This window comes from Pseudoxanthomonas sp. CCNWLW251 (genome assembly GCF_037402255.1).
Lineage (GTDB): Bacteria > Pseudomonadota > Gammaproteobacteria > Xanthomonadales > Xanthomonadaceae > Pseudoxanthomonas_A.
The window spans coordinates 573,537-595,240 of record NZ_JBBEGA010000001.1 but is presented as its reverse complement, the minus strand read 5'-3'; the positions used below and the strand labels follow the sequence as shown (position 1 = coordinate 595,240).

General features: G+C 67.3%; 28 protein-coding genes and 2 pseudogenes. 9 read left to right on the top strand and 21 right to left on the bottom strand.

The window, feature by feature from the left end:
• Positions 1-42 precede the first annotated feature (42 nt).
• The 5 genes from WBN46_RS02875 to WBN46_RS02855 all read right to left on the bottom strand — a co-directional run bounded on the left by WBN46_RS02875 (position 43) and on the right by WBN46_RS02855 (position 3,048).
• Positions 43-492 carry a hypothetical protein gene (locus WBN46_RS02875; protein WP_337730867.1) on the bottom strand — a complete coding sequence of 150 codons (450 nt, stop codon included), beginning with the start codon at positions 490-492 and terminating at the stop codon, positions 43-45.
• Positions 493-569: 77 nt separating this feature from the next.
• On the bottom strand, positions 570-824 hold the full coding sequence (gene minE / locus WBN46_RS02870) for a cell division topological specificity factor MinE (RefSeq protein WP_192200660.1): 255 nt from the start codon (positions 822-824) through the stop codon (positions 570-572).
• Between the two features lie 2 nt (positions 825-826).
• Complete coding sequence (gene minD / locus WBN46_RS02865; protein ID WP_142123892.1) at positions 827-1,636, bottom strand: septum site-determining protein MinD; 810 nt, start codon at positions 1,634-1,636, stop codon at positions 827-829.
• A 45-nt stretch (positions 1,637-1,681) separates the two neighbouring features.
• Positions 1,682-2,449 carry a septum site-determining protein MinC gene (minC, locus tag WBN46_RS02860; RefSeq protein ID WP_337730866.1) on the bottom strand — a complete coding sequence of 256 codons (768 nt, stop codon included), beginning with the start codon at positions 2,447-2,449 and terminating at the stop codon, positions 1,682-1,684.
• A gap of 2 nt (positions 2,450-2,451) precedes the next feature.
• A complete protein-coding gene (locus tag WBN46_RS02855; protein WP_337730226.1) occupies positions 2,452-3,048 on the bottom strand; it encodes a GNAT family N-acetyltransferase in 597 nt (198 codons plus the stop codon).
• A gap of 179 nt (positions 3,049-3,227) precedes the next feature.
• On the opposite strand from WBN46_RS02855, the gene WBN46_RS02850 reads away from it, so the two are divergent.
• The 5 genes from WBN46_RS02850 (at position 3,228) to WBN46_RS02830 (ending at position 7,648) form a co-directional block, all read left to right on the top strand.
• The gene (locus tag WBN46_RS02850) at positions 3,228-4,469 is read left to right on the top strand and encodes a sensor histidine kinase (protein ID WP_337730225.1); all 1,242 of its coding nucleotides are present in this window, start codon (positions 3,228-3,230) and stop codon (positions 4,467-4,469) included.
• Positions 4,466-5,107 (top strand): response regulator transcription factor, encoded by a 642-nt coding sequence (locus WBN46_RS02845; protein WP_142123895.1) that lies wholly within the window; start codon positions 4,466-4,468, stop codon positions 5,105-5,107. The genes WBN46_RS02850 and WBN46_RS02845 overlap by 4 nt, the downstream gene beginning before the upstream one ends.
• A 184-nt stretch (positions 5,108-5,291) precedes the next feature.
• On the top strand, positions 5,292-6,455 hold the full coding sequence (locus tag WBN46_RS02840) for a polyketide cyclase (RefSeq protein WP_337730224.1): 1,164 nt from the start codon (positions 5,292-5,294) through the stop codon (positions 6,453-6,455).
• 145 nt (positions 6,456-6,600) lie between these two features.
• Complete coding sequence (locus WBN46_RS02835) at positions 6,601-6,969, top strand: DUF423 domain-containing protein (protein WP_337730223.1); 369 nt, start codon at positions 6,601-6,603, stop codon at positions 6,967-6,969.
• Positions 6,970-6,973: 4 nt separating this feature from the next.
• Positions 6,974-7,648, top strand: a complete 675-nt coding sequence (locus WBN46_RS02830; protein ID WP_337730222.1) for a DNA-3-methyladenine glycosylase — start codon at positions 6,974-6,976, stop codon at positions 7,646-7,648.
• A gap of 45 nt (positions 7,649-7,693) precedes the next feature.
• Here the strand turns inward: WBN46_RS02830 and WBN46_RS02825 are convergent, their stop codons facing one another.
• From WBN46_RS02825 to WBN46_RS02790, 8 genes are all read right to left on the bottom strand, one after another.
• Positions 7,694-8,200, bottom strand: coding sequence for a hypothetical protein (locus WBN46_RS02825; RefSeq protein WP_337730221.1), 507 nt, complete (start codon positions 8,198-8,200; stop codon positions 7,694-7,696).
• 120 nt (positions 8,201-8,320) lie between these two features.
• Positions 8,321-9,148: a M15 family metallopeptidase gene (locus WBN46_RS02820; protein WP_337730220.1), complete on the bottom strand. Its 828-nt coding sequence runs from the start codon at positions 9,146-9,148 to the stop codon at positions 8,321-8,323.
• A 9-nt stretch (positions 9,149-9,157) separates the two neighbouring features.
• A complete protein-coding gene (locus WBN46_RS02815) occupies positions 9,158-9,703 on the bottom strand; it encodes a PH domain-containing protein (protein ID WP_337730219.1) in 546 nt (181 codons plus the stop codon).
• Between the two features lie 7 nt (positions 9,704-9,710).
• Positions 9,711-10,511 carry an alpha/beta hydrolase gene (locus WBN46_RS02810; protein WP_337730218.1) on the bottom strand — a complete coding sequence of 267 codons (801 nt, stop codon included), beginning with the start codon at positions 10,509-10,511 and terminating at the stop codon, positions 9,711-9,713.
• 11 nt (positions 10,512-10,522) lie between these two features.
• Entirely contained in the window at positions 10,523-10,702 is a 180-nt protein-coding gene (locus WBN46_RS02805) for a DUF4177 domain-containing protein (protein ID WP_192200670.1), read from the bottom strand.
• Positions 10,699-10,896: an Arc family DNA binding domain-containing protein gene (locus WBN46_RS02800; protein ID WP_298126394.1), complete on the bottom strand. Its 198-nt coding sequence runs from the start codon at positions 10,894-10,896 to the stop codon at positions 10,699-10,701. The genes WBN46_RS02805 and WBN46_RS02800 overlap by 4 nt, the downstream gene beginning before the upstream one ends.
• On the bottom strand, positions 10,893-11,168 hold the full coding sequence (locus tag WBN46_RS02795) for a hypothetical protein (protein ID WP_337730217.1): 276 nt from the start codon (positions 11,166-11,168) through the stop codon (positions 10,893-10,895). Before WBN46_RS02795 ends, WBN46_RS02800 begins: the two co-directional genes overlap by 4 nt.
• 15 nt (positions 11,169-11,183) lie before the next feature.
• Complete coding sequence (locus WBN46_RS02790; RefSeq protein ID WP_337730216.1) at positions 11,184-12,047, bottom strand: SPFH domain-containing protein; 864 nt, start codon at positions 12,045-12,047, stop codon at positions 11,184-11,186.
• Between the two features lie 120 nt (positions 12,048-12,167).
• Between WBN46_RS02790 and purT the strand changes: the two genes are divergently transcribed.
• Positions 12,168-13,352 carry a formate-dependent phosphoribosylglycinamide formyltransferase gene (gene purT, locus WBN46_RS02785; RefSeq protein ID WP_337730215.1) on the top strand — a complete coding sequence of 395 codons (1,185 nt, stop codon included), beginning with the start codon at positions 12,168-12,170 and terminating at the stop codon, positions 13,350-13,352.
• A gap of 10 nt (positions 13,353-13,362) precedes the next feature.
• The gene (locus tag WBN46_RS02780) at positions 13,363-13,662 is read left to right on the top strand and encodes a hypothetical protein (protein ID WP_337730214.1); all 300 of its coding nucleotides are present in this window, start codon (positions 13,363-13,365) and stop codon (positions 13,660-13,662) included.
• Between the two features lie 21 nt (positions 13,663-13,683).
• Here WBN46_RS02780 and WBN46_RS02775 read toward each other — a convergent pair whose 3' ends face one another.
• The 4 genes from WBN46_RS02775 to WBN46_RS02760 all read right to left on the bottom strand — a co-directional run bounded on the left by WBN46_RS02775 (position 13,684) and on the right by WBN46_RS02760 (position 16,804).
• Positions 13,684-14,883, bottom strand: coding sequence for an endonuclease/exonuclease/phosphatase family protein (locus tag WBN46_RS02775; protein ID WP_337730213.1), 1,200 nt, complete (start codon positions 14,881-14,883; stop codon positions 13,684-13,686).
• Between the two features lie 97 nt (positions 14,884-14,980).
• Complete coding sequence (locus WBN46_RS02770; protein ID WP_337730212.1) at positions 14,981-15,355, bottom strand: hypothetical protein; 375 nt, start codon at positions 15,353-15,355, stop codon at positions 14,981-14,983.
• A 140-nt stretch (positions 15,356-15,495) separates the two neighbouring features.
• Positions 15,496-16,218, bottom strand: coding sequence for an arginyltransferase (locus WBN46_RS02765; RefSeq protein ID WP_337730211.1), 723 nt, complete (start codon positions 16,216-16,218; stop codon positions 15,496-15,498).
• A 1-nt stretch (position 16,219) separates the two neighbouring features.
• On the bottom strand, positions 16,220-16,804 hold the full coding sequence (locus WBN46_RS02760; protein ID WP_337730210.1) for a hypothetical protein: 585 nt from the start codon (positions 16,802-16,804) through the stop codon (positions 16,220-16,222).
• Positions 16,805-16,945: 141 nt separating this feature from the next.
• Here WBN46_RS02760 and WBN46_RS02755 point away from each other — a divergent pair.
• Together WBN46_RS02755 and WBN46_RS02750 are read left to right on the top strand one after the other, a co-directional pair.
• Positions 16,946-17,458, top strand: a pseudogene (locus WBN46_RS02755) (calcium-binding protein); the annotation flags it as partial.
• Positions 17,459-17,491: 33 nt separating this feature from the next.
• Positions 17,492-17,671: a hypothetical protein gene (locus WBN46_RS02750; RefSeq protein ID WP_337730865.1), complete on the top strand. Its 180-nt coding sequence runs from the start codon at positions 17,492-17,494 to the stop codon at positions 17,669-17,671.
• Positions 17,672-18,170: 499 nt separating this feature from the next.
• Here the strand turns inward: WBN46_RS02750 and WBN46_RS02745 are convergent.
• The 4 genes and pseudogenes from WBN46_RS02745 to tesB form a co-directional block, all read right to left on the bottom strand.
• Positions 18,171-18,863: pseudogene (locus WBN46_RS02745) on the bottom strand (RNA polymerase sigma factor); the annotation flags it as partial.
• A 79-nt stretch (positions 18,864-18,942) separates the two neighbouring features.
• Positions 18,943-20,157 carry a sigma-70 family RNA polymerase sigma factor gene (locus WBN46_RS02740; protein WP_337730209.1) on the bottom strand — a complete coding sequence of 405 codons (1,215 nt, stop codon included), beginning with the start codon at positions 20,155-20,157 and terminating at the stop codon, positions 18,943-18,945.
• 84 nt (positions 20,158-20,241) lie between these two features.
• Positions 20,242-20,739, bottom strand: a complete 498-nt coding sequence (locus WBN46_RS02735; protein ID WP_337730208.1) for a pathogenicity-like protein — start codon at positions 20,737-20,739, stop codon at positions 20,242-20,244.
• Between the two features lie 10 nt (positions 20,740-20,749).
• Positions 20,750-21,667 carry an acyl-CoA thioesterase II gene (gene tesB, locus WBN46_RS02730; protein ID WP_337730207.1) on the bottom strand — a complete coding sequence of 306 codons (918 nt, stop codon included), beginning with the start codon at positions 21,665-21,667 and terminating at the stop codon, positions 20,750-20,752.
• Between the last annotated feature and the right edge of the window lie 37 nt (positions 21,668-21,704).

The window sequence follows — 21,704 nt, the reverse complement described above, 5'->3', positions numbered from 1 at the left end:
GCGTGCGGTTGCGACTTACGTCGCTCCTACAGGGACGGCCCGTCAGCGGTGAGGCAGACCGTGTTCGTCCAGGAAGGCGCGGGCATCGTCGGCGTCCTGCTCGAACCACGCCTGCGTCGATCCCAACCGGTACGTGTAGCCCCATGCGTCCATGTCCGCCATCAGCCGGCCGCGACCCACGCCCGGCAGTTCGTCGGCCAGGATGATCTGCAGGCAGCAGGTGGCGTCTTCCTCGATCACCGAATCGGTGGCGTCGGTGTGCACCTGCGCGCGCCGTTCCGGCGGCAGGACGATCAGGTGGCAGGCTTCGTGCAGCATCGAATGCACGGGTGTGTCACCACGGACGTAGACGTTGTGGGCGATGACGCCGGCTTCCGGTTCGCCCCAGAAGCTGCCGGGAATCGGTGCGCCGTCTTCGATGCGGTGCAGGACCAGTCCGTAACGCGCCAGCAGCGTGGCCGCGGCACCGAGCGGCAATGCCGCCACGCGCATCACGTTGGGTTCGAGGGTGTCTGCAGCGGCATTCATGCGGGCGGGACAGTTAGGGCGGAGCGATGCTCCGCCCGTGGTCAGGAGTTGCCTTCAGGCAGCGCGACCGAGATGTCCAGCACGTCGTGGTCGCCGTCCTTGATCAGGTCGACCTTCACCGCGTCGACGTCGACGTTGACGTACTTCTTGATGACTTCCAGCAGCTCGCGGCGCAGCAGCGGCAGGTAGTCGGGGGCGCCACGCGAATTGCGCTCCTGCGCGATGATGATCTGCAGGCGGTTCTTCGCGGTTTCGGCGGTGTTCTTCTTCGCCTTGAGGAAATCGAACAGGCCCATGTTCAACCTCCGAACAACTTGGTGAAGAAACCCTTCTTCTCAAGGGTGATGAAGCGCATCGGGCGGTCTTCGCCCAGCAGGCGCCCCACCGTGTCGTCGTAGGCCTGGCCGGCCGGCGACTCCAGGTCGAGGATGACCGGTTCGCCCTTGTTGGAGGCGTTGAGCACGTCGCCCGACTCCGGAATCACGCCCAGGGTCTTCAGGCCCAGCACGTCTTCCACGTCCTTGATGCTGAGCATCTCGCCGCCTTCCACGCGCGCCGGGTTGTAGCGCGTCAGCAGCAGGTTGGCCTTCAGCGTCTCGCCGTTCTCGGCCTTGCGGGTCTTGGAGTCCAGCAGGCCCAGGATGCGGTCGGAGTCGCGCACGGAGGACACTTCCGGATTGACCACCACGATGGCCTGGTCGGCGAAGTACATCGCCAGGAACGCGCCCTTCTCGATGCCGGCCGGCGAGTCGCACACGACGTAGTCGAAGCCGTCATCGGACAGGTCCTTCAGCACCTTCTCCACGCCTTCCTTGGTCAGCGCATCCTTGTCGCGGGTCTGCGAGGCGGCCAGCACGTACAGCGTGTCGAAGCGCTTGTCCTTGATCAGGGCCTGCTTCAGGGTGGCTTCGCCCTGGGTGACGTTGACGAAGTCGTACACGACGCGGCGTTCGCAGCCCATGATGAGGTCGAGGTTGCGCAGGCCGACGTCGAAGTCGATGACCGCGACCTTCTTGCCGCGACGGGCCAAACCGCATGCGATGCTGGCGCTGGTGGTGGTCTTGCCCACGCCGCCCTTGCCGGACGTGACTACGATGATTTCAGCCAACGGTGTTCTCCTTGGTCGTTCTTCTATTCGGGGTAACGCCGCGCATCATTCCTGCGCGACGATCTTGAGTTGGTCCTGGTCCAGCCAGATCTGCACGGCCTTGCCGCGCAGTTCCTTGGGTACTTCCTCCATCACCTTGTAGTGACCGGCGACGGCGACCAGTTCGGCATGGAACTCGCGGCAGAAAATGCGCGCATCGGCGTTGCCGCGCGCACCGGCGAGCGCGCGGCCGCGCAGGGCGCCGTAGATGTGGATGGAGCCGTCGGAGATGACTTCGGCGCCGGCACCCACGGTGCTCAGTACGGTCAGGTCGCGGTTTTCCGCGTAAAGCTGCTGGCCCGATCGCACGGGGGTCTTCTGGACCAGCCCAGGCCTGGTGTCGGCGGCTTTCGCCGTGGGTGCCGGCGCCGCCTTGGCGGGGGCAGGCGCGGGTTCGGCCCGCGCGGGTGCGGGTGTGGCCTGCGCCACCGGCTCGTACTGGGCACGGAACTTGGCCAGCAGGGGCAGGCCGAGTTGTTCGGAAAGGGTTTCGGTTTCACGCGTGCCGTAGGCCAGCGCCACCGGGAGGACGCCGGCACCGCGCAGGCCGTCGATCAGTGCGCGTGCGGTCGCTTCGTCCGGCAGGCGGGTCAGGCCGCCGAAGTCGACGATCACGGCAGCGCGGCCGAACAGCTTGGGCGCGCGCTCCACGCGCTCGCGCATCTCGCGGATCAGCTGGTCGACATCGAGGGTGCGGATGCGGAGGTTGGCGATGCCGACCTGGCCGATCTTCAGTTCACCGGCCTGTTCGTAGTCCATGGAGGCTCGCGTCACGCTCATGTACCCGTCGGCCGTTGCGTGCTGGCATCGACCAGCAGCCGGGTGCGGGCCCACGGTGCGTCCGGCAGGGCGTCGCCATAGGTTTCGCGGACCCACGGATAGCTGCACAGTTCCTTCATCAGCATGCTGGCGCGCACGTTGGCCTCGGCCATGACGTTCTGGCCGATCTCGCGGAAGCCGAAGCTGCCATGGAAGAGCAGGGCGGGGTCGGCGCCATGGTCGAGGAAGACTTCGCAGGCCAGCTGCGGATAGCGCAGTTCCGCATAGCTCTGCACGTCGGCGTAGAACGCCCGGCCCACGCCGCCGCCGCGGCGGCGGCTGGCCACCACGATGCGGTCGATGTAGAAGAACTGGGGGTAGCGCTCGCGGAACCAGGCGAAGTTGCTGCTGTCATGCCCGGCGTTCGAGCCGAAGCCGACCAGGAAACCGGCGAGGTTGCCGTCGCGTTCGGCGACGCGGAAGTACTCGGCCTGTTCGTAGAAGCGGCGGACCTTGGCCGAATCCAGCGGCAGGATCGCCAGTCCGGCATTGTTGTTGAGGGCTAGGACGGAATCCAGCTCGTGCTCGCGCACGTCGCGGATGACAATCGACATTACCTGACTCCGAACGGGTCTTGCAGGGTGGCGCACGGCCAAGCGGGGATTATCGCATGGTGCCGCAGCGACGGGCGAGGCGGCGGGTGAGCGGGGGATGAACCCGGCCATCCCCATTCCAACGCGGGCATGACTTTAGTTGGGACATGGCCGCGCGCGATTCCGCCTAAGATGCCCGGATGTTGGGACGACTCAGCCATACCCGCCTGCTGCGCGCCGCCGGGCTCTACACATGGGCCCTGGTGGGGATTCCCATCATCCTGAATGTGTGGGTGCTGCCGCCGTCCAGCGGAACGGACGAGCAGGGCGTCAACCTGCCGCTGACCGCGCTGTGCTACTTCATCTTTGGCGGCGTCTACTGGCTGGCGACGCGTGCGCTGGATGGCCGCCGGGATGGCCTGCCGGTGGCATGGAACGTGCCGCTGGCCATGGTGCTGACGGCGACCGCGATCGGGGTGGGCTTCTATACCCAGACCGGGCTGGGCGCCGTGCTGCTGCTGATCATGGCCGGCGTGCTGCCCTGGCTGCTGGAACTGCGCTTCGCGGTGGCCTGGCTGCTGGCCGCGCACGTCCTGCTGGTGCCGTCGTTCATGGCTCGCGACGACTTCAATTTCTGGGAGGCCCTGTTCCAGTCGATGTTCTACGTGGGGTTTTCGGCCTTCGTGCTGATCACCACCTACGTAGCGCGCCAGCAGGCCCAGGCGCGTGAAGAGCAGCGGCGACTCAACGCGGAACTGCGCGCCACCCGCGTGCTGCTGGCCGAGAGCGCCCGGGTGAACGAGCGCACCCGCATCTCCCGCGAATTGCACGATCTGCTGGGGCACCACCTGACCGCCCTGAGCCTGAACCTGGAAGTTGCCGGCCACATGACCGAGGGGCGCGCGCAGGAGCACGTGCGCCAGGCGCATACGCTGGCCCGGCTGCTGCTGACCGACGTACGCGAAGCCGTCAGCCAGCTGCGCGACAGCGGCGCCATCGATCTGGGGGCGGCGCTGGTTCCGCTGGCCGAAAAAGTCCCTTCGCTGGCCATCCACATGGATATCGAAGAGCCCCTGACCCTCGAAGACCCGCACCGCGCCCATGTGTTGCTGCGGTGCACCCAGGAAATCATCACCAACGCCGTCCGCCATGCCAACGCCCGCCACCTGTGGCTGCATTGCCGGCGCGACGGGGCGAAGATCCTGATCGATGCCCGCGACGACGGTGCCGGCAGCGGGCAGGTGGTCGCCGGCAACGGCCTCACCGGCATGCGCGAGCGCCTGTCCCAGTACGGTGGCGACCTGCGCATCGAGACGCAGCCCGGACGGGGCTTCTGCCTGCACATCGCGTTGCCCGTCAACGAGGCCGCACCCGGCCTCGCGCCCCGCCCCCTTCCCCAACCCGAACCCACACCCGAGCTCAGCTCCGGAGGAACCCCGTGATCCGTGTCTGTCTGGTCGACGACCAAACCCTGGTACGCCAGGGCATCCGTTCCCTGCTGGCGCTGGACGACGGCATCGAGGTGGTGGCCGAGGCCGCAGACGGGAAACAGGCCGTCGACCTGGTCCCGCAGGTCAACCCCGACGTGGTGCTGATGGACATGCGCATGCCGGTGATGTCGGGCCTGGAGGCGCTGCAGGCGCTGGCCAGAACGGGCCAGCTTCCCCCCACCATCATCCTCACCACGTTCGACGACGACCAGCTCGTCCTTGCCGGGCTGAAGGCCGGCGCCAAGGGCTACCTGCTGAAGGATGTGTCGCTGGAGCAACTGGTCGGCGCCATCCGCACCGTGGCCGGCGGCGGCTCGCTGGTGCAGCCGGCCGTCACCCAGCGCCTGCTGTCCGGCCTGGAGCACATGCGCAACGAGTTCGTCAGCCTGGACCGCCCGGACCCGTTGACGGACCGCGAGACCGAGATCCTCCGGCTGATGGCCAGCGGCTTCTCCAACAAGGAGATCGCCAACTCGCTGGGCGTGGCCGAGGGGACCATCAAGAACCATGTCTCCAACATCCTCTCCAAGCTGGGTGTGCGCGACCGCACGCGGGCGGTGCTCAAGGCGTTCGAACTGCAGTTGGTCTGAAGCCCGCGGCAGGCTCTGTTGCTGCGGCGCACAGGTGCGCCATGGCCGCCGAGGCTCCTTTCCATACGCCCCGGAATAGGGCGGCCAACCGGTGTCAGGTGGGCTGCCCGAAGGCTGCCAACCCTGCTAGGATGCGCGTTGCATTTTTTTCACGGCCGAGGCACCGGCCCCCGGAGACTCCTGAATGACCCGTTTGATCGAGTTCGTGATTGCGTTGGCGCTGGTTCTGGCGCTGTTTCTGGTGATCGGCCTGGTCCTGCCGTCCTCGCGCGAGTTGCAGGAAAGCGTCGAGACCAACCGTCGCATGACCATCGTGTTCGACACGCTGAACAACGTGCGTCGACTGAAGGACTGGAACCCGCTGATCCCGAGCGCGGCCAACGAACTGAGCTACTCGGGCGGGGAAGACAACTCCGGCGTCGGCGCGAAGGTGGACTTCAACTCCGCCAATGCGGGCTGGGGCCAGGGCAGCTGGGAAATCGTCGAGAGCGAGCGTCCGGCGCCGAGCGGTGGCACTGGCAAGATCGCGTATGCGATCACCGACAAGCGCATGGGCAGCGACAAGCGCAGCGTCTTCACGCTGGAGCCGAGCGGCAAGAACAACCGCAACGTGAAGATCACCCAGAGCTACGAGGTGAAGTACGGCTTCAACCTGCTCGGCCGCTATGCCGGCATGTACGTGAGCCGCCACGTCGGTGACGCCGTCAAGGCCGGCCTGTCGAAGCTGACCAACATGCTGGCCACCGTGCCGAACTTCGACTACCGCACCGAAGGCAGCCCGCTGACCGACCTGAAAATCGTCGAGGTGCCCGCCGAAGACCTGCTGGTCGTCAACGCAGGCAACATCGACCGCACCAACGACGCCATCAAGGCGTCGATCAAGCAGAACCAGGAGTGGATCAAGCGCGTGATGGATGCCAACGGCCTGGTCGCCGCCGGTCCGCTGCGCATCATCACCACCGACTTCGGCACCGAGAAGTACGCGTTCGACGTGGCGCAGCCGGTCCGCAAGGGCAGTGCGGCGCCGAAGGCTGATGCCGCCGCCGGTGAAACGGCACCTGCCGCCGCGCCCGCACCCGCGCCGGTCGCTTCCGCAGGCGAGTTGAAGGTCACCATCCCCTCGGGCGCACCGGTCGAGTACGTTCGTACCGAAGCCCGCAAGTCGGCGTTCGCCAGCTACACCGGCTACATGGCCGAACTCGACAACCAGCGCAATGCGCTGCGCGCCTGGGCCGTCACCGCCGGCCACGAAGTGGTTGATCGTCCGTACGAGTCGTGGAAGTCGGGTGTCGATGGCTCCTTCGATGCCGGCGGCAAGTTCGACATCTACTGGGCGGTCAAGCAGTAACGCTGCCCGGACCATCGTCCGCAATGACGAGTACCACGCCAACGCGCCGCTTCATGCGGCGCGTTGCGTTTGTGGGAGCACGGATCTCCGCGCTTCTTTCCGCCCCTGGCAGGATGCCGGCCCTTCCACGAGGTCTGCAGCACCCATGAATTACGACCGTCGCCAACGCAAGCCTTCTTTCCTCGCGTTTTCCGGGGCCGTGTTCGCCGCTGCGGCTGTCGGCCTGTCGGCGTATGCCTCGCACGGCGTGGATGCCGGACTCGCGCAGTCGCACCTGCAGACCGCAGCGTTGTTCGCTTTCGGGCATGGGCTTGCCTTGGCGGCGCTGGCGCCCGGCACCACGCGGCGCATGGGCAAAGTGGCGTTGTGCCTGCTGCTGCTGGGCACGCTGCTCTTTTCGGGCAGCCTGGTGGCCGGCGCGCTGGGTGGCCTCAGCACGCGCCTCGCCCCGGCCGGCGGCATTACCCTAATGCTGGGCTGGTTGCTGTGGGCACTGGACGCGGTCCGGCGCTGACGCCATGCCCCGTCACGCGCGCGGGTTCGATACGGAACATGCGTGGGACCATCTGACCCGGCGCGACCGCAGACTGGGTGCGTGGATGAAGCGGATCGGCTACATCGAACCGCAGCCCACATGGAAGAAGACCTTCGACCCCGTCGATGCGCTGGCCAGGGCGATCCTTTACCAGCAACTGAGCGGCAAGGCCGCCGCCACCATCGTGGGGCGCGTGGAAGCGGCGATCGGCAGTGCCCGCCTGCACTTCGACACACTGGGCCGGATCGACGACGTCGCGCTGCGCACCTGCGGGGTTTCCGGCAACAAGGCACTGGCGTTGCGCGATCTCGCGGCGCGTGAGCAACGGGGCGAAATCCCCACGCTGCGGCAGATGTCCACCATGCATGAGGATGACATCGTCGCCGCGCTGGTGCCCATCCGCGGCATCGGCCGCTGGACGGTGGAAATGATGCTGATGTTCCGCCTGGGACGGCCCGACGTGCTGCCCATCGACGACCTTGGCGTGCGCAAGGGCGCGCAGTTCGTCGACAAGCTGGATGCCATGCCGACGCCGAAGGAATTGCTGGCTCGCGGTGAGAAATGGGGCCCTTACCGCACCTACGCAGCGCAATACCTGTGGCGCATCGCGGACTTCGGTGTCGAGGCGAAGGCGCCGACGAAGCGTTCGCAGGATTGACCGGGGATCCTGCCCGCCTGTGAAAAGGCGAGCCTTCGGAGTCGCTCAGCGCGCGCTACTGTCGGTGGCTTTTCCGGCGAACAAGGGGTCCTCGCTGAGCGAGCGCCTGGGTGCTGGCGGGTTGCGTTTCCAGTCCCGCAGGAAACGGTGGTAACGGTAGGTCGCCGTCATCGCACGGAAGTAGAAGATGGCGAACACCAGGCCCAGCACAAGCCCGGAGGGCTTGCCGGTCTCGACCATGACCAGGATCTTCGACAGCACGAAATAGAGCAGCATGATCGTGGCCGCCGTGCGGCTGCGCTTGTAGATGCCGAACGCGAGCAGTGCGATCAGGCCGACATCGACGAGATTCCACGCGTCGTAACCAATTTCACGGCCGGCACCTCCCAGCGAAACCAGGGTCACGAGCAACGTCATCGCGCCGGAGATGCATGCAGCGACCCAGCCGTGCTTTATCGGGCGCGTGATTTCGTCTGGCAGGTCACGCTCGAGAGGCTGGCGTGCATCGGCCACCGTCGCGGCGGGACTTTCATACGGGTTGGGTGTGCTCATGGCTTCCTTCCGGTTGGATTCCAGGGACGTAAGGGGCCGAACGACGCCTTCGCCTCTACCGCCGTCGGCGGTATTCGTCGGCTGACCCGAGCCCAGCGTGTGCGCCGCGAGCCCATACCGTCAAGAGGTGGTCGCTCCCACGAAACACCAATGCCAAGGCTCATAGACGATGCCATGCGGATTGCCGCGCGGGTAACTCAAGACAAAGCCGAAATCGCCGGCATGCCCGGTCAGCCATGCGAAGGCGGCAGTGTGCTCGAACGATTCTTCGGCCGGTGGCTCACCGGGCGTGCCGATGTCGAGCGCATTGCCGCTGTGGTGTTCGCTGTATCCGGGTGCCGCGTTCACGGTAAGGATCTGGTCCACCGTCTGCCCGCGCGCGCGCTTCCGCGCGAAGATGCCAAGCTGGTAATCGTGGCTGCGATAACCGGAGATCGCATCCAGCGATATGCCCTCACGCGCGGCAGTCGCCTGCATTGCGCGCCAGGCCCGGGCTGCGCCGGCGGTCAACCACAGCGGCCGGCGGTAGCGGTCGAATCCGGCGAATGCGAGGGCCGCGGGTTCCGCGACCAGCGGCAACCCCGTGCTTTCGCCGTATGCCTCATCCAGTCCCAGCGCGTGGAGCCGATCCTGCAGGGCATGCAGCGGCAACGAGCCCGGCGCACTTGCATCAGAACCGCGCGTGCCTGCTTCGAGCCTGTCCAGCGCATCCCACGCGTCATCCAGCCCCGGTTCCCGACGAAGGCATGGCACCAGCGGTTGCACGGCGTGGTGGGAGATCGCCGCCAGGTAGCGGCCGTCGTGCTTGCGGCGCAATACGGTATGCGCCGTCGCGACAGCGCGCGCGTCAGCGTTGCTGCGCACGCGCAGCAGGTCGGCAGGCCATAGTTCGATCTGCGCCGTGTTGAGCAGGATGGATTTCAGCGGTCGGGCGGGCAGGCGGTGCATGCCCGCAGCTTAGCGGCGTGGCGTGGGGGCCGCCAGCTCGCGCAGGCGTGCCAGCACGTCGGCAGGGCGCGTCGGGCTGAGCATCAGGAGGCCGCCATCCCGCTGCGGCAGCAGCAGGACACGGGTACGGTCGGTGACCAGGCAGAACGCCCTGGTGAGGTTGCGCAAGCGGAAATGGCCGGCCTTGAAGCCCGGCAGGCTGAAACCGTTCGTCTTCAGCATCGGTGCCAGTTCGGTGTGTTCTTCCAGGCTCAGTATGCGTGCCCTGTCGAGATCGAAGGCTTCCACCGCGAGCTTCCTGGTGTAGAACGTCGCGAGCACCTGCAATTCGCGGTTGTCCAGCACGATCCGGCGACGCCGCAGGGCGAAGGTGAGCACCACGCCGACGGCCAGCACGAACGGCACCGCCAGCCATGCCGCCGAGGGCGGCGGTGTACGGGATTCCATCGTCATTGCCACGATCACCGCGCCGATCGCGGCAAGCACCGGCAGCCACAGCCACCAGGCGACGTGGGAGGACAGCGGGGCGACGTCGAATTCCTGCTTCTGGTGCATGGGGTTCCTAGTGCGCGTCGGCGGAGGGAATACAGGCGTGGAGGGTGTCGGCGGTGGCCAGCAGCCGCAGGGCTTCTTCGCTCAGTCGCTGCTGCTGGACCTGACGTGACACGCGCGCGACACCATCGCCAGGCTGGAATCCATAGTCGCCGAACTGCGAATGGTTGCCGCCCTCGATTTCAATCCAGCGTGTATCGGACGGCAGCAGGTGCCGGTTGCGTGCGACGCGCGCGGGCGTGGCCAGGCCATCGCGTCCGCCCACGAGCTTGGTGACCGGCAGCTGCAAGGCAGACAGGTCCACATCGCGAGGATGCGAAGTGGCCACGAGCAGCAGCGCCGTGCTGCGTTCGGGATGTGCGAGGACATGGCGCGATGCCACTTCGCCTCCGCGCGAATGCCCGCCGATGACCCAGCAACGTACCGCGGGCATGGCCGCCATGGCGGCGCGGCCCCGCTCCAGGACGGGCGACCCTTCCGCGCGCCCCAGGGCGCCGCGGCGCGGCAGTTCGATGACGGCGGCGGGATAGCCGGCTTCGGCGGCATTCCGGGCCAGTCGGGCGTAGGCGCGAGGGTCGACCAGTGCGCCGGAGAAGAACAGCAGTCCCGTCGCATGCAGCGATGTGGCACGTGGCCTGAACTCCCAACGGCCATCGCCGTGCACCACGACAACACGATCGTCGGTCAGGGAGGCGCGGCGACCGTCCGCATTCGCTCGGTACGCCAGCAGGCACCAGACGGTGAACAGGACAGTGGCTGCCAGCCCCAGCGCGACCCAGATGCGCTTGATCCGTCGAACGAGCCCGGCCACGGCGTCGGCGCTCAGGCCGGCTTCCGGAAGAACAGGCGCACCGAGACTTCGTGTTCGATGAAGAGCGTGCTGACCAGCTCCCATCCTTGCGCGCTCATCTTGTCCAGCTCCTGCTGGATGCGGTCGGTGAGCTTGCCGGCGAACATCTTGTACGGAACCTCGACGACCTTGTGGCTCCAGCGGTGGTTCATGGCGATTCCTTCCTGGTGTTGGCGGACGCATCGCCCTTCGGCAACCGTCCGGACTTGCGCAATGCATCGCGCAGCACGTATTCGATCTGGGCATTGAGCGATCGCAGTTCGTCGTCCGCCCAGCGCTGCGCCGCGGCCAGGACCTCGGCATTGATGCGCAGCGGATAGGCCTTCTTGTCCTGCTTCTCGCTCACGGGTTGTTCCTGTTGCGGCGCAGCTGCAGCAGCATCGACACGATCAGCGCATTCACCAGCACGACCATCGCGATCACGATGGCGTGTACCCGGCCGTTGTCATCGCCGGCCCAGTACACGCCCACGGCGCCGGCCTGGATCGCCAGTCCCACCAGCACCCAGTGCACGGCCATGCCGCGCGAGCGGGCATCGGGTCCGCGGCTCATCCATGCGCCGATGAGCAGGGCGGGCAGGCCGGAGATGGCGAGGACCAGCGGAACGAGGGCGTTCATGCGCGCGCGCCCGTGTCAGTAGATGGAGCCGGTGTTGACGATGGGTTGGGTGCCGCGCTCGCCGCACAGCACGACCAGCAGGTTGCTGACCATCTGCGCCTTGCGCTCCTCGTCCAGCTTCACCACATCGTTCTTCTGCAATTCGGCCAGGGCCATTTCGACCATGCCGACAGCGCCGGCCACGATGCGCGTACGGGCTGCGATCACCGCGTTGGCCTGCTGCCGCTGCAACATCGCCTGGGCGATCTCGGGTGCATAGGCCAGATGGCTGATGCGGGCTTCGATCACGTCCACGCCGGCTCTGCCCAGGCGCTCGGCGATCTGTTCCTGCAGGTGCTGCGAGATCTCCTGCGGATGGCTGCGCAACGCGATCTGGCCATCCTCGTGCTGGTCGTAGGGATAGCTGGAGGCCATCGCACGCAGCGCGGATTCGGACTGGATGTGCACGAAGCTCTCGTAGTCGTCCACGTTGAACACGGCTTCGGCCGAATCCACCACCTGCCACACGATCACGGCCGCGATCTCAATCGGGCTGCCATCCAGCTCGTTGACCTTCAGGCGGCTGCTTTCGAAATTGCGGATGCGCAGGGAGATCTTCTTCTTGGTGAAGAAGACGTTGTTCCAGCGCAGGCCGTTGTCCTTCACCGTACCCACGTACTTGCCGAACAGGCTGAGCACGGCGGACTGGTTGGGTTCCAGCTTGTACAGGCCCGCCATGACGAAAAGGGCGGTGGCCCCCAGCAGGGCACCCAGCAATAGGCCGGCAGGCTGCTTGTTGGCGGCGGCCGTGATGAAGATGGCGGCGGCTCCCAAGGCCAGCAGCAGGACTCCCAGCAGGACCGGAATTCCGGGCAGCGACGACTTGGCGTTCTCTCTCATGGCACATCCCCTTGTTGGAGACTGAAAGATATCAATTTGATATCAGATGTCAACGAGCTGCATCCGCCGTCCGTCGGCCCGCCCGGTAAACTGGCGCCCTCTTTCCACGGACCACCGCGCATGACGACCCTCGGCACCCCGCTTACGCCCCACGCCACCCGCGTCCTGCTGCTGGGGTCCGGCGAGCTGGGCAAGGAAGTGGCCATCGAGCTGCAGCGACTGGGCGTGGAGGTGATCGCCGCCGACCGCTATGCCGATGCCCCGGCCATGCAGGTGGCACACCGCTCGCACGTGCTGGACATGCTGGACCCGGCGGCGATCCGCGCACTGATCGCGCGGGAAGAGCCCCACCTGGTGGTGCCCGAGATCGAGGCCATCCATACCCAGACGCTGGTGGAACTGGAAGCCGAAGGCGCTGCGCGGGTCATTCCCACCGCGCGCGCCGCACGGCTGACGATGGATCGCGAAGGCATCCGTCGGCTGGCGGCGGAAACCCTCGGCCTGCCGACATCGCCCTATCGCTTCGTGGATACGTTCGAGGAGTATCGCGATGCGGTGAAGGCCATCGGCCTGCCGTGCGTGGTCAAGCCGGTCATGTCGTCGTCAGGCAAGGGCCAGAGCACGCTGCGCGGCGAGGCGGACATCGACACGGCCTGGGACTATGCCCAAACCGGCGGTCGCGCCGGTGCCGGTCGCTGCATCGTCGAGGGCTTCATCGATTTCGACTACGAGATCACTCTGCTGACGGTGCGCCACGCCGGCGGCACCGCGTTCTGCGACCCGATCGGCCACTGGCAGAAGGATGGCGATTACCGCGAGAGCTGGCAGCCGCAGCCGATGACGGCGCGCGCGCTGGAGCGGTCGCAGCAGATCGCGCGGGCCGTGACAGACGACCTGGGCGGCTGGGGCCTGTTCGGGGTGGAGTTGTTCGTCAAGGGCGACGATGTGTGGTTCAGCGAAGTGTCGCCGCGTCCGCACGACACCGGGCTGGTCACGCTGGTGTCGCAGGAGTTGTCGGAGTTCGCGCTGCATGCACGCGCGATCCTGGGCCTGCCTATTCCGGTCATCCGCCAGAGCGGGCCGTCCGCCTCATGCGCGATGCTGGCGCATGGCCACGGCGTACCGCTGTTCGGCAACGTGGAAGGCGCGCTGGCCGCGCCTGATACCGCGCTGCGCCTGTTCGGCAAGCCGCGCGTGGAAGGGCATCGCCGCGTGGGCGTGACGCTGGCGCGTGCGGACAGCATCGAGACTGCGCGGGCGGCAGCGCGCGCGGCCGCCGAAGCCATCACCATCGAACTGGAATGAGGCGCGCGCCATGAACGGAAATACCGGCTACGCCGTGTTCTTCTTCCCGCAGGCGCTGGAAGCACTGGGTGAAGCGATCAAACCCTATCTGACCAACCAGCCCGAAGGCCCGCACATCTTCTGCAAGGAGATCGATACCGGCGGCGCCTTCACCGAAATGACCCTGGTGGGCAAGGATGCCGAAGGCCATGACGTGCAGGTGGAGCTGATGGTACCGGGCAGCATGATCCGGATGATCGTGTCGGCACAGAACGAGGCCGTCTTCGGCTTCGGCCCACGGATCGCGGCGCCGGCAGTGGGAGCGGCATAAGTCGCGCCGCGGCGCTCCGTCCTAGAGGGCCAGGTCCACCCACACCAGATGATGATCGCTGCCATCGGCGATGGCGGCGTCCGGGTGGTCCTTCTTCGGCCAGAACACGCCGCTGCCCGTCAACGCCAAGCCGGTGGACGGCAGCACGTAGTCCAAGCGCAGCGCGCCGTTCCGGCGCCCGAAATCACCCGTGACATGCGCGGGTGCGCCATGGCGCTGCAAGCCCTTCGCCGCGTAGGCGAGCGCGACTTCTTCGCCGCCTTCGCTGCGGGGCGTGGCCATGCGCATCACGCGCGGGTGTTCTAGAAGCTCGATGATGGCTTCGTGGTGACCGTCGCCATCGGCGGGATCGTTGTTGAGGTCGCCTGCGATGACGAAGCGCGCGTCGGTGGCGAGTCCCCCGCATCGCCCCTGGTCGTCGCAGAGCCACGGGACATCGCTCGCGCCCAGGTATTCGCGCCACAGCCGGATTTCGTCGGCATTGCGCAGCCCGTTGCGGTTCTCCGGGCCATCGAACACCGGCGGCGTCGGGTGCGAAACCAGGAAATGCACCACGCCGTCCTGTGTGCGAACCGGTACGTCCCAGTGCGATTTCGACGACAGGCGCAACTGCTTCCAGACGGCATCGGTGTAGAAAGGTTCGTGTGTCGTCGGGTCGACGGGGTTGCTGGCACCGGGCATCGCGCTCCACCGCAACAGCTGGAACGTGCGTACCTGCGCTTCGTCGATCGGGAAGCGCGACAGCACCAGCATGCCGTACTGGCCGGGGTGCAGCCCGTAGCCCCAGGCATCGTTGCCGCGCTCGCGTCCCGTGCTGCCGACACTGCCATTGCGGTCCAGGTCCAGGCCGCTGGGTACGCCGGTGTTGACTGGCGCGAGATACCGGTAGGCGTAGTGCAGCGGATCGCCGCCGCCGGGCTGGGCGACATCCAGATAGCGCTGCTGGAACAGGTCGGCGGCGCGGTGTGCGTCGTCGTAGTCGAACTCGTTGAGCAGCACCAGGTCGGGGCGCACCTTCTGCAGCACGGCGGCGATCTTGCGCGCATGCGCGTCGTCGTCTTCCAGTTGCCTGATCACGCCACCTGCGTCATCGGAGAACAGCGACGTGTTGTAGGTCGCCACGCGTATCGTCACGGCCTGCCGGCCGGCAGGCTCGCCTGGCTTCTTGGGTGAGTGGCAGGCAGCGAGCGTCATCGTGAGCAGGAGGAAGAGGGTGCGCATGCGTGGATTCTGTCATGCCGCTGTGACAGGCGTAAAAAAAAGCGCCCCGGGAGACCGGGGCGCCGCGGGCCAGCGACGAGGTCGGCCCGGTGGAACGTCAGAACGAGCAGCCCACCGCTGCGTACGCGGTCTTGGCCTGGTCCATCGCGGTCTTGCACTGGGCGGCCAGTGCCGTCTTGTCGGTGACGGTGGCCCAGCTGGCCTTCGACTGCTCGATGCCTTGCTTCATCATGTCGCGCTGCGCTTCCGGCACCTTGTCGCTGATGCAGGCGTAGACCTTTTCGAGGTACTGGTCGCATTCGGCGACGCCGGTGCCGGCATCGACCGTGTCGGACGTGGCGATGGCCGCATCGGCAGCAGCCGGCGCCTCTACCATGGGAGCATCCGCCGGGGGAGTCGCCTCGTCGGCGGGTTTGCAGGCCGACAGGGCCAGGGTGGTCAGTGCCGCAAGGGCAAGGAGGTTGAACTTCATGAAAGCTCCGAACGGATGAGTGGATGTCTTGATTCCCGCGCCGACGCCGATCGCGCCGGTGGCACATTCTGTGCACTTCATCACGAAGTTGCTATTCACATTTACGTCCCACACTCCGCGCACGAACGCGGCCTCTCGACTCACAGATGCGCGCGAACCCAGCCACGCCCGTCGAAGCATTCCAGCGGAGCGAAGCGGCGCTTGTAGTCCATCTTGCGGTGGCCCTCTATCCAGTAACCCAGGTAAAGGTGCGTGTAGCCATCCCGCCGAGCCCATTCGATCTGCCGCAGGATCGCCAGCGTACCCAGGCTGCGCGCTTCCAGCGCAGGGTCGTAGAAGGTGTAGACCGCCGACAGTGCGCCCGGGATGACATCGGTCACCGCCACCGCGAGCAGCTGGCCGTCCTCGCGCAACTCCACGAAACGGCCACGTGACCAGCTGCCCACCAGGAACTGGTCGAACTCCGTCGCTCCGTGGTCGTCCATGCCGCCCAGCGGATGGCGGGCGGCCAGATAACGCCGGTAGAGGGCCAGGTGTTCCTCGCCACGCAACGCGGCGACGATCCGTGTCTCCACGCGCGTGTTGCGCGCGGCGCAGCGGCGCTGGCTGCGGTCCGGGGCGAAGTCGGCCACCGGGATCCGCACCGCCACGCAGGCACGGCATTGCCGGCAGTGCGGGCGGTAGACGATATCGCCCGAGCGACGGAAGCCCCAGCCCAGCGCATCCGGATACAACTGCGGCAGGCGCGGGTCGCGCGGGTCCAGCACCAGGTCGCGCGCGACGCGGTCGGGCCAGTATCCGCAGGGATGCTCTCCGGTATGGAACAGGCGCAGGTCGTCGATAGGCTGGTTGTTCTCGCCCACGTCATCCTCCCCAGCGCGCAGCCAGCGGCCAGAACGCAAGGCCCGCCACTGCGCCAACCACCGCGCCTGCAAGCAGGTCGCGACGCGTGTGGCGTTCCAGGGCCAGGCGCGACCACGCGATGGCGGTGGCGAACAGCAGGGCGATGACCATCCACAGTGTTCCCACCTTGTGCAGCAGGAGCGCGGCGAACACCGCGAATGCGAGGTGCAGGGAGAGCTTGCACCAGCGCGCCGCGAGCATGGCCGCCAGGATCATGAACGCCGACAATGCCAGCCCGAGCGCAAGCAACGGTTGAGCCCCGCGCCATGCGACCAGCACGGCGCCAGCCGTCAGTGCGATCAGCAGGAAGCGATTCAAGGCGCTGCGCTCATGCCGCGCACTGGCGTCCACGTGCCCCCAACGCCCACGACGGACCTGCCACCAGGAGAAGCCCATTACCAGCGCAGCGAATGCGCCGAAGCCCAGTGCCGACCACGCGGCTGTACGGCGGTCCCCCTGCGCCAGCGCGATGGCGAGCACCGCCATCGGCAACACCAGCATCGGGTGGCCGAAGATGGAGAGGGCGCGGGCGAGTGGGGCAGGCATGCGGTCAGCATACTGCGGCGCCGGTGTCGCGTGGACCGCGACCGTCCGCTAGCTGAACGCGGCCGTCGGCGCGTCAACGCGGGCAGCATCAGCGCGTTTTCTGTGTCAGTGGCGCAACCGGTGCCGCGTCTCCAGGAGAACATGATGAACCGCAAGACCCTGCTTTTCGTGGCCGTGCTGGCCGCCCTCGGCGCCGGCTCCGCGCTGGCCGCCACACAGGCCGGCGACGCGCAGAAGCCGGCGCGCGCGAGCCTGGACAAGAATGCCGATGGCGCCATCGACAAGGCTGAAGCGGCGGCGCATCCGCGCCTGGCCGAGCGTTTCGCCGATCTGGACAAGAACGGCGATGGCAAGCTGACTGCCGACGAACGTCCGCAGCACAAGGGAATGCGCGGACATGGTCGCCATGGCGGATCGCGTCACGGCGATGGCTTCAGGAAGCTGGATACCGATGGCGACGGGAAGGTCAGCCGTGCCGAAGCCGCAGCGCAGCCACGTTTCGCCGAGCGCTTCGACACGATGGATGCGAACAGGGATGGCGTGATCGACCGCGCCGATCGTGAAGCGCGCGGCAAGCAACGCCGCGACGAATGGTTCGCCAAGGCCGATGCCGACAAGGACGGCAAGCTGACCCGTGCGGAGATCGACCAGGCGGACGTGCAGCGTCGCACCGAGTTCCAGCAGCGCATGCAGGCCCGCATGGATGAGCGCTTCGCCGCTGCGGACAAGGACAGGGATGGGAGCCTGTCGCGTGAAGAAGTGAAGGACAACGCTCGTCTGGCCAGCCGTTTCGATGCGCTGGACGCCAACAAGGATGGCGCCCTGTCCCGGGAAGAACTGGCCGCCGGCAAGCCTTCCCGACGCTGAGCACCACGCACGCCCCCGGGTTTCCGGGTGCGTGCGTACCGGGTCGTAAGAAAGAGAGGCGGCCCGACATGATCAGCCCCGTGAACAGTCCGGTCAGCGCCAGGCCAACTGCCAGCACGAGACCCCACATCCGCCAGAAGCGCTGGCGCCGCACCTGCCGGCGCATGCCTTCCGGGTCGCGTTGCAGGTCCCGGTCCTGGCGGCGCTTCAGGATGCGCGGCAGCCAATGGCCGCTGGCCCAGCAGATGCCGCCGATGTAGACCAGGGTTACCCCCAGGTGCGGTACCCACCCGCGCACCTGTGCCAGGGCGATGATGCCCGCGACGAAGCCCGCGATCAGCAGGGTGCAGAACACGCCGTAGCGGACCAGGTCGCGTCGTTCCTGGGCATCCAGAGGATCCTTCAGTGGCTTGCGGATGCCGAACCACACCGCACTGATGCCGATGAATGTTCCCAGCGCCGCGACGCCTGCCGATCCGCCCAGCAGCTTCAGCAATCCCTTGCCTGCAACCGCACCGCCAGTGCCGAGTACAGCGGCCCCCGCAGTGGGCGGTGCAGCAACGGCCAGCATGCCCAACACTCCGCTGGCGAACGCCGCCGACGGCGCCGACGTGTGTGCGAACTCGGCGAAGCGCGTCATCAGGTCTTCGCGCACGTACTGGCGCGCACGCGACAGGCGCTTGCGCACGGCGGCGTCGGTGATGCCCAGCAAACGGGCGACCTGATGCGAGCGCTGGCCTTCGCGATAGTAGAGCAGCAGCACTTCGCGACTGTCTTCCGGCAAGGCCGCGATGACCTCGCGCGCGGCCTGTTCCTGTTCGGTCTGCAACAGCGTCTCGGCCGGCGTGGGCGCGGTGTCGGCGGCGAGCGTCAATGCCAGTTCCGCCGTACCGCCCGTCATCGGACGCCGTCGCTGCGCGCGCAGGTGGTCGCGCGCCAGGTTGCGGGTGATCTCGCGCAGCCAGGGCAGGAAGCTGTCCGGGTTCTTCAGCGTGGCCAGCTGCCGCCACCCTTTCAGGAACGCTTCCTGCGCGATGTCCTCGCTGGCCTGTACATCGCGCGTGATCGCCAGCGCAATGCCGGTGATGGCGTTCTGGCACATCGCCACCACGCGGCCGTACGCCGCATGGTCGCCGCGCGCGGCCGCCGGCAATGTCTCACGCAGGGAAAGTTCGATCGCCAGGGCGTCCATCGTGTCTCCGCTTCTTCATGGTCATGCAGGCACGACGACCGGCGAAGCAGAGTGTGACCCGTGCGCGAGGGCCGGGGAACTACAGGGGCAGTCGCCCGCTGTCGATCAGCGCATACAGGATGGCGCCGATAGCGAGCACGCTGGTCAACGCCACGGCCTTCCTGCCGATCACGTAGTCGTAGCCGCGCCGCCGTTGCGTGTTGGCCGGATGGGCGAGGATCGGATCCATGATCCGGGGCAGGGTGACCAGGTACTGGTAGTTGATCACGCACAGGCCCGCCAGCGTGACCAGGCCGATCGCCACCCAGCCGGTCGCGATGACCGTCGCCAGCATGAGGCAGAACAGCCACACCGAGCCGGAGGTCGCATTGAGGGCCATGAAGCGGCGTACCTGCTGGCGTTCCTGCGCGGTCTGGCAGAAGCGCGCGAGATACCACCAGGTGAAGGCATAGCCGACCAGGCCACCGATCACGCCGCCCAGGACACCGCCGAGGGCGGCCGGGTGCTGGGTGATCTGTTCGAAGATCACGCCCAGCGAGCCGCCGGCCACGCCGCCGGTGATGCCGCCCGTGGTCAGGCCGCCCGTGCCCAGCTTGCCCACCAGTCCGGTGCCGAGTACGCCGGAGCCGATGACTGTCGCTGCGCTTGCCGCTGGCACTGCGCCGACCAGGCCACCCAACACGATCATGGTGAAGGCGGCACCGGGCGCCGTGGTACGCGCGAAGTCGCTGAAGCGCTTCAGCAATTCTTCGCGTACGCAGGCGCGGGCGCGCGACAGGCGCTTGCGCACGGCGGCATCGCTGAGGCCCAGCAGCTCGGCTACCTGCTGCGAACTCTGGCCTTCGCGATAGAACAGCAGCAGGGTTTCGCGACTGTCCTCCGGCAGTGCGGAAATGATCTCGGTGGCAGCGATTTCCTCCTCTGTCTGCAACAGGCGCTCCGACGGCGAAGGGTCAGGATCGGCGGCCATGCCGATGGCGATCTCGGCCGCTTCGCCGGACAACGGGCGGCCGTGCTGCGCACGCAGCCAGTCGCGGGCCAGGTTGCGGGTGATCTGGCGCAGCCAGGGCAGGAAACTGGCGGTGTTCTTGAGCTTGTCGAGCTGCTGCCAGGCCTTGAGGAAGGCCTCCTGCGCGATGTCTTCGCTGGCCTGCACGTCGCGAGTGATCGCCAGGGCAATCGCGGTGACGGTGTTCTGGCAGGCGTTGACGATGCGGCCGTAGGCTTCGTGGCTGCCGCGCGCGGCAGCGGGCAGTTCGGTCTGCAGCATCAGGTCGAGGGCAAGGGCAGTCATCGGGTCAGGGTCATCGGAGGGGCTGATGACCCTGACGGACCGGTGCGACGGATGTGACCGGAACCGGCACTGCAGGTGCCGGGCTCAGCCGCCGGTGGCGGGCTGGATGCGGATGCGGTCTTCTTCCGGCGCTGCATCGGCCGGTGCGGGGGCGGGCGTTTCCTGCGGCTGCGGTACCGGCGCGGGCGCAGGCACGGGGCGCCGCATCCACATCACCGCCGCAGCGAGGGCGATCAACGCCAGCAGGACCAGGCGGATGCGCCAGGCCCACGACCGCCGCGGCGCGGCGTCGGCTTCCTGGTCGGTGCGGAACGTCAGCGTGGGCCCCTGGCCCGGACGCGTGGTCTCCAGCAGGCCGGCTTCGCGCAGCAGGGCGCGGGCGCGTGGCTGGTCCTCGGCATGGCGTACCCACAGCGCGGGCTGCAGCTGCGCCTTCACCGGTTCGGTATAGCTGAATTGTCCGCCGCGCTTGCTCTGGTAGGAGCGGCCGTTGCTGATGAAGACGGGAATGCCCGCCTCGGTCAGCATCTTGGCCACGCCTTCGACGGTCTCGATCCGCTGGCTGGAGAACACTTGCCGCATGCGTGCGCCCTCAGTCCTTCGCCGGCACGGCCGACGCCGCTTCCGCGTCCGGCACCACGCGGATCAGGCCTTCCTGCGCGGTGCTGGCGACCAGCCGGCCCTGGCGGTCGAAGATCTGTCCCCGCGCCAGGCCGCGCGAACTGCTCGCACTGGGACTGTCGATGGAATACAGCAGCCAATCGTCCGCGCGGAACGGGCGATGGAACCACAGTGCATGATCCAGCGACGCCATCTGCACGTTGGGCTGGTAGTAGCTGATGCCGTGCGGATAGGTGGCCGTGCCCAGCAACTGGAAGTCGGAGGCATAGGCGAGCAGCGCGCGATGCAGTTCGGGCGAATCGCCCACGGGTTCGCTCAGGCGGAACCAGACCTGCTGGAACGGCGGGCGCTTGGGCGGGTTCAGTTCATCGCGCGGATAGACGTGGCGGAACTCGAACGGCCCGCGCCGCGACATCCAGCGCTGGACCTTCGGCGGCAAGGTGGCCATCACGTCCGCGGGCACGGGTGGGGCATTGGCGATGTCTTCCGGCTGCGGGACTTCCGGCATCGACAATTGATGTTCCGCGCCGTCTTCCCCGGCCTGGAACGACGCGGCGCAGAAGAAGATCACCCGGCCATGCTGGATGGCGGTCACCCGGCGCACCGAGAAGCTGCCGCCATCGCGCGTGCGGTCCACTTCGTAGACGATCGGGGCTTCGATGTTGCCGGCACGCAGGAAGTAGGCATGCAGGGAATGCGCGCGGCGCTCGCCGCTGCTGCCATCCACGGTGGCCTGTGCGGCCGACAGCGCCTGGCCCAGTACCTGGCCGCCAAAGACATACTTGGTGCCGATGTCGCGACTCTGGCCGCGGAACAGGTTGTCTTCCAGCCGCTCCAGCGACAGCAGTTCGATCAGTTCGGAGACGACGGGTTCGGGAGCGGGGGACAAGGGCGGCGCCTATGGCAAAGACCGGCGAATTATAGCG